Genomic DNA, 5,153 nt, shown 5'->3' with positions numbered 1-5,153 from the left:
CAATATCGGACGAGCTTAGCCGTCCTTAGCGGGCATAGTGCGTTTCTGCTCAGTAGCCGGGCGGCAGCGGTGCCTCCCCGAAATCGGTGACGGCGACGACGTCGGACGCCTCGAACGGAATCTCGTCTCGACCCAGGATCTTGGCAACGCGGCCACCTGCGACCATCACGTCATCGAACGTACGGCCATCCGCGAGTTCGACCCGCACGCGAGTGACGCCCATTCGGAACTCCGGCCACCCGGCTACCTCGTTAGCAATCGCGGGGGGCAGCTCGTTGGGCACGATTAGAAGCCTCTCACGCAGGCGCGCGCTCATCGGCATGTCAGGACGTCCCCGGCTGAGGATTTGGACTAGTTAGTGAGACGCGAGCTGCGTCACCTCGGTGAGAACCAGCAGGTCACCGCTCCGCCGCGATGACAACTTCGCTGATTTCCTACAGTGGTGTATGAATCCGGATTTCGTGTCACAGTTCCAATTTCGTGTCACCGGCGTGTCACCGTTCCAGTTTCGTGTCACCTGGACGCTGTCGAGGGTCGGCCTAGGTCGGCGATCTGGATGGTGCGCGCTTCGCTCCCCCGCGTGCCGCCGGCGCCCGACTCTAACTGGCCCGCGCGGATCGCGGCTTGAGCGGACGCAAGGGGCGCTGCGGACCGATCAGCACCCTGCGTCTTTCTCGGCGTATTTCAGCGCCTGACTGGGGTGACAGTTGTGGAGGTGGCTGGCCCAGTCGACGCCCTGCTGCGGGCCGGGATCGGAGGCATCGACAGAGGGAGCAGCAGTGCGACCCGGGTTGAGCATCACCCGATCTTGACGGTCATCGTGAGCGGGCTATCGAGAAAGGCCGAGAGTCGAGCCACTTCCTCGGCCACGTCGTTGAGCGGGGGCTTGCCGTTCTCACCGAACCAAGTCACCTCAACGTTGCCTGCTTTGGCAAGCCACGTACCCCTGACGACGCCTGCAGCGACTACAAGGTTGGCCTTCCGGGTGACGGGCGAGCGGCGTGCGGGCGGCACGACATGCGCGTCGTTGGTGCCTGGGCCGATGACCCACGGGTCGTGACCCGGCAGCAGTCGGACGGCGTTGGTGGGTCGCGCTGCCATGAGCTGCTCGACGTCTTCCTCCAGGACAAACGCGGGCTCACCGCCGACATCGACCTCTACGAGCCGATCACCCATCCGTGTGAGCCAGAATTGCAAGCGCTTCCGGCTGGTGCTGAGCCCGTTGCCGAGCCAGTAGTGAATGTGGTCGTGGGTGGCCGGTCCGTAGCAGCGGAAGTACCCGGCGATCGCGTGCGGTCCCGCCTCGTCGAGGTCCCACACTCCCCTCCAGCGCGGATTGTCATCGAGCCGTTGGAAGGTTTGCTGGCCGCCGCGCCGTGGCCCCAGACTCACATCCCCTTGCCAGGTCAGCGGCTTGATCAGCGTGCCGGCGCCGTCGTCGAAGACCGGGCGCAGGTGCCGGTACGCCGCCTCGCGGGTCACGCTCGCGCCCAGCTCGTTCACGGTCAGTGGCCCCTGCGCGAGTGCCTGGCGGACAGCCGCCCGAAACGCGGGCCAGTCGTCAGGCTTCAGCTGGTAGTGCTCCTGCCAACTCGGCAGCTCCCACTGGCGACCGGACGCCCGCAGCGCGAGGTAGGCACCCGCGTCCTCGGGCGAGAGGTAGTGCACCGCACCTCGGAAGGCGAACGACTTGATGACCTGTCCGTCCTCAAGAGCCCGGCCGAGCTCGCCGGACTGCGATCCGGTGCGGCGGATGCCGACGGCCAGCTCGGCTGCGCTCTCGTCCATCGCCAGGACTGCCCCGAGCGTGCGCACGACGCCCGCGACCGGCTCATCTCCGACCGGCTCGAGCAGTTGCCGCTGCCTACGCCAGGCCAGAGCGTGATCCCAGGTGATCGACACCTCGGCCACGGTAGTCGCGCAACCGGACAGTCCCCTTCCGGATCTACCGGTTCCCGTCGCCTCACGAGACCTCCGGCCCACACATTAACGCCGCTAACCAACGCTGGGGCGATGCGTCGTCCGGACGGAAGGACACGCTCGCTGGTCGGCAGGTGAGAGAGTCTCGGCCTGAGGATTTGGACAAGTTGGTGAGACGCGAGCCGCGACACCACAGTGAGAACCAGCAGGTCAGGGCTCCCTCGCGATGATAACTTCGATGAGTTCCTACAGGTGGGGGTCGATTCGCGCTGTCTTAGATGCGCACCACCACCACTGGAACGCATACCTCCCCGTTGTGTCCAAATCTCAAAACCGTGTCCACGGGGTGTCCAAGTCTCATAGCCCTGTCCACGGAAGCCAGATCCGGCAGGTGGACGACCACTTGGTCGTCGTGGTGCCGCGACGACGCTTTGGGATGGCGGTGCCGGATCGGTGGTCAGCGCACGTCGAGTGCGCGGTGGTGTCTCAGTCAGTGACCGGGCGCCCTTGGCGCGGAGGCCGCCGCTCATGCCGACGGCCGGATGCCGCCGGCCGGTTGTCTAGGTCAACTGGTGTTCTGTGCGCTGGCCCGCAGGGGTCCCAGTTGGTGTGGTCAGGGTCGGTCCGCCACGGCTGCAGCGAAGCGCGCCGCCAGCGTGGTGAACGCGGCGCGGAGTTCCTGTCCGCCGTCAACCCGGAAGGCAAACGGCAAGCGCGCCAACCACTCCTGCGCATACATCGCTGGATTGCTCGTGCTGCCGACGAGTACGCACCCATTTCCGCATGGTTGAAGACGTCCCATGGGAGGCCGAATCCACGGCGCCACCTCAGCCGGCGGAGCGTCGAACGCAACGCGGGTGTGGAACTCCCACCCAGTGCCCAGGTTCTCTTCTAGCGCTGCCACCGGGTCGAGCCCGTCAGGCGGCTCGAACGTGTGCGCGGTCTGCTGGACCGCACGTACCCGGTCGACCCGGTAGGTGCGGATCGCGTCCGCCCGGTGGGAGTGGCACAACAGGTACCAGCGTCCGTGGCGGACGACGACGGCCCAAGGGTCGACCTCGGTCTCCCTCTCCTGGCCAGACTCGCTCTGGTAGGTGACCAAGACCCGGTGTCGGGCCGCGACGGCGTCGACGAGTGCACTCGTGGTCGCCGGGTCCGTACGGACCGAGCTCCGGTCCGGAGCGGCTGAGGCGTGCTGGCGCAGCGTTCGTGCCTCCCGGCCGACACTCTCGGGTAGTGCCCGGATGACCTTCTCCACAGCGGAGCCAACTAGGTCGTCGACCTCGCTGGCGGCAGGATGGCCGTCGAACACCGCCATGGCCAGGCAGAGCGCCTCGGCCTTGGTGAACAGGACCGGAGGAAGCCGCGTCCCGTACCCGAGCCGGTACCCGCCGTAAGGCCCCCGGACCGACTCGACGTCGATGCCGGCCTCCCGGACGATCGCGACGTACCGTCGCGCGGACCGCTCCGTGACCCCCAGCCAATCGGCGAGCTCGGCCGCTGTCGTACCGGGGTGGTTGCGCAGGACCTCGAGGGCCCGCAACGCCCGCGCGGTGGGGCTGACGTCTGACCTCACGGGAGCAGGCTAGGTGGTCCTGCGAAGAACCGGAAGCAGATCGTCCGGAACCGGTCCTACCGTGGCCTCCATGACCGACTTCACCGAGCAGGACCTGACAGGCGCACGCTTCGAGCGTGTCAGCCTCCGGGGCGCCCACTTCACCCAGGTGTACTTCAACGACGCCCGCATGCACCTCGTCGACCTCACCGGCGTACGGGTGCGGGCCGCCCATCTCAACGGGACCCGGCTGCGTGGCGTCGAGATGGTCGACGTGGAAATCAGCGGCGAGCTGACGAACGTCGTGGTGAACGGTGTCGACATCGCACCGCTCGTTGATGCCGAGCTGAACCGGCTGATGCCCGAACGGGCCAAGATGCGCCCCCGCGACGTCGAGGGGTTCCGTGAGGCGTGGTCGGTCCTGGAACGGCTCTGGGACGGCACCGTGGCGCGGGCGAGGACGTTCCCCGAGGACGCCCTCCACCAGGGCGTCGACGACGAGTGGTCGTTCATCCAGACGCTGCGCCACCTCAACTTCGCGGTGGCCGCCTGGGTGGGTGGACTGATCCTGCGGGACCCAGCTCCCTGGCACCCGCTGGACCTGCCCTGGGACGAGGCGCCGGGATGGGACGGCGTGCCGTGGGACCGCGAGGCACAGCCCTCCCTCGAGGAGGTACTCACGGTGCGACGTCAACACCAGGGCATGGTCCGCGATGTCTTGGACTCGCTCACCGACGAGGGCCTCACCTCCGTGCTGACCAGCACCGAGCCCGGCTGGCCCGAGGTGGAGTCCTGTTCTCTCGGGGAGGCGATGCGGGTCGTGCTGAACGAGCACTGGGAGCACCGGCTGCAAGCCGAACGGGACATGACCGCACTGGGGAGCGGGAGCTGACCGTGGTGCTCGCGACCCCGACCCTCAGCGTCGACGGGTGGGATGCCTACGCGAATCTCGTCGAGGCAACAACGGTGTCTTCGTGGGGTGCTGCTGCATCGGCTACCACCCATGATGCGCCCCAGAGGGATGGCTCATCGGGTGTGCGCCGGCGACTGAGCGACCGGTGACAGTGAAGGAGGACGCGCATCCGGACCGTTACGTAGTCGTCGACGCATCGGCGGTGTCGACCGAGATCGCCGGTCCACGGTGGCGGGTCGGGAAGGCCAGAACTAGGAGAGGTAACGATGGTTGAGGTAGTGCTGTTCCACCACGCGCAGGGCCTGACCCCGGGGGTCGTCGGATTCGCCGACGAGCTACGCGGCGCCGGACATACGGTGCATACGCCCGACCTGTTTCACGGGCGCTCATTCGACAGCATCGAACAGGGAACGGCCTTCATCGAGCAGGCCGGCTTCGAGGACCTCGTCGACCGGGGCGTGCGCGCAGCTGAGGGATACGCGGCCGAGGTGGTGTATGCCGGGTTCTCCTTCGGCGTCGTCCCCGCGCAGAAGCTGGCGCAGACGCGCCCAGGTGCCCGGGGCGCGCTGCTGTTCTACTCCTGCGTGCCTAGTTCCTTCTTCGGGCCGTGGCCGGCCGGGGTGCCGGTCCAGATCCATGGCATGGACGCTGATCCGATCTTCGTCGGAGAGGGCGACATCGACGCCGCCCGGGCCATCGTCGACGAGGTCGAGGATGCGGAACTGTTTCTCTACCCCGGAGACCAGCACTACTTCGCAGACAGCT

The 5,153-nt window shown here is 67.3% G+C and carries 5 protein-coding genes; 2 read left to right on the top strand and 3 right to left on the bottom strand.

The annotated features are described in order from the left end of the window. Positions 1 to 49: 49 nt before the first annotated feature. The 3 genes from ABI385_RS13160 to ABI385_RS13150 form a co-directional block, all read right to left on the bottom strand. Positions 50 to 283 (bottom strand): hypothetical protein, encoded by a 234-nt coding sequence (locus ABI385_RS13160; RefSeq protein ID WP_348104204.1) that lies wholly within the window; start codon positions 281 to 283, stop codon positions 50 to 52. 515 nt (positions 284 to 798) lie between these two features. Next, a complete protein-coding gene (locus ABI385_RS13155) occupies positions 799 to 1,902 on the bottom strand; it encodes a winged helix DNA-binding domain-containing protein (RefSeq protein ID WP_348104203.1) in 1,104 nt (367 codons plus the stop codon). A 631-nt stretch (positions 1,903 to 2,533) separates the two neighbouring features. Continuing rightward, positions 2,534 to 3,496, bottom strand: a complete 963-nt coding sequence (locus ABI385_RS13150; protein WP_348104202.1) for a WYL domain-containing protein — start codon at positions 3,494 to 3,496, stop codon at positions 2,534 to 2,536. Positions 3,497 to 3,566: 70 nt separating this feature from the next. On the opposite strand from ABI385_RS13150, the gene ABI385_RS13145 reads away from it, so the two are divergent. Further along, a complete protein-coding gene (locus ABI385_RS13145) occupies positions 3,567 to 4,367 on the top strand; it encodes a DinB family protein (protein WP_348104201.1) in 801 nt (266 codons plus the stop codon). A 287-nt stretch (positions 4,368 to 4,654) separates the two neighbouring features. Next, the coding region (locus ABI385_RS13140) for a dienelactone hydrolase family protein (protein WP_348104200.1) at positions 4,655 to 5,153 on the top strand (499 nt) is incomplete at its 3' end.

This window comes from Lapillicoccus sp., from assembly GCF_039935575.1.
GTDB lineage: Bacteria > Actinomycetota > Actinomycetes > Actinomycetales > Dermatophilaceae > Lapillicoccus.
This window is presented reverse-complemented; position numbering and strand designations above follow the sequence as displayed.

Bases quoted from the DNA above. Each gene is read 5' to 3' on its own strand.
- ABI385_RS13145 (WP_348104201.1), top strand. From the start codon at position 3,567: ATGACCGACTTCACCGAGCAGGACCTGACAGGCGCACGCTTCGAGCGT.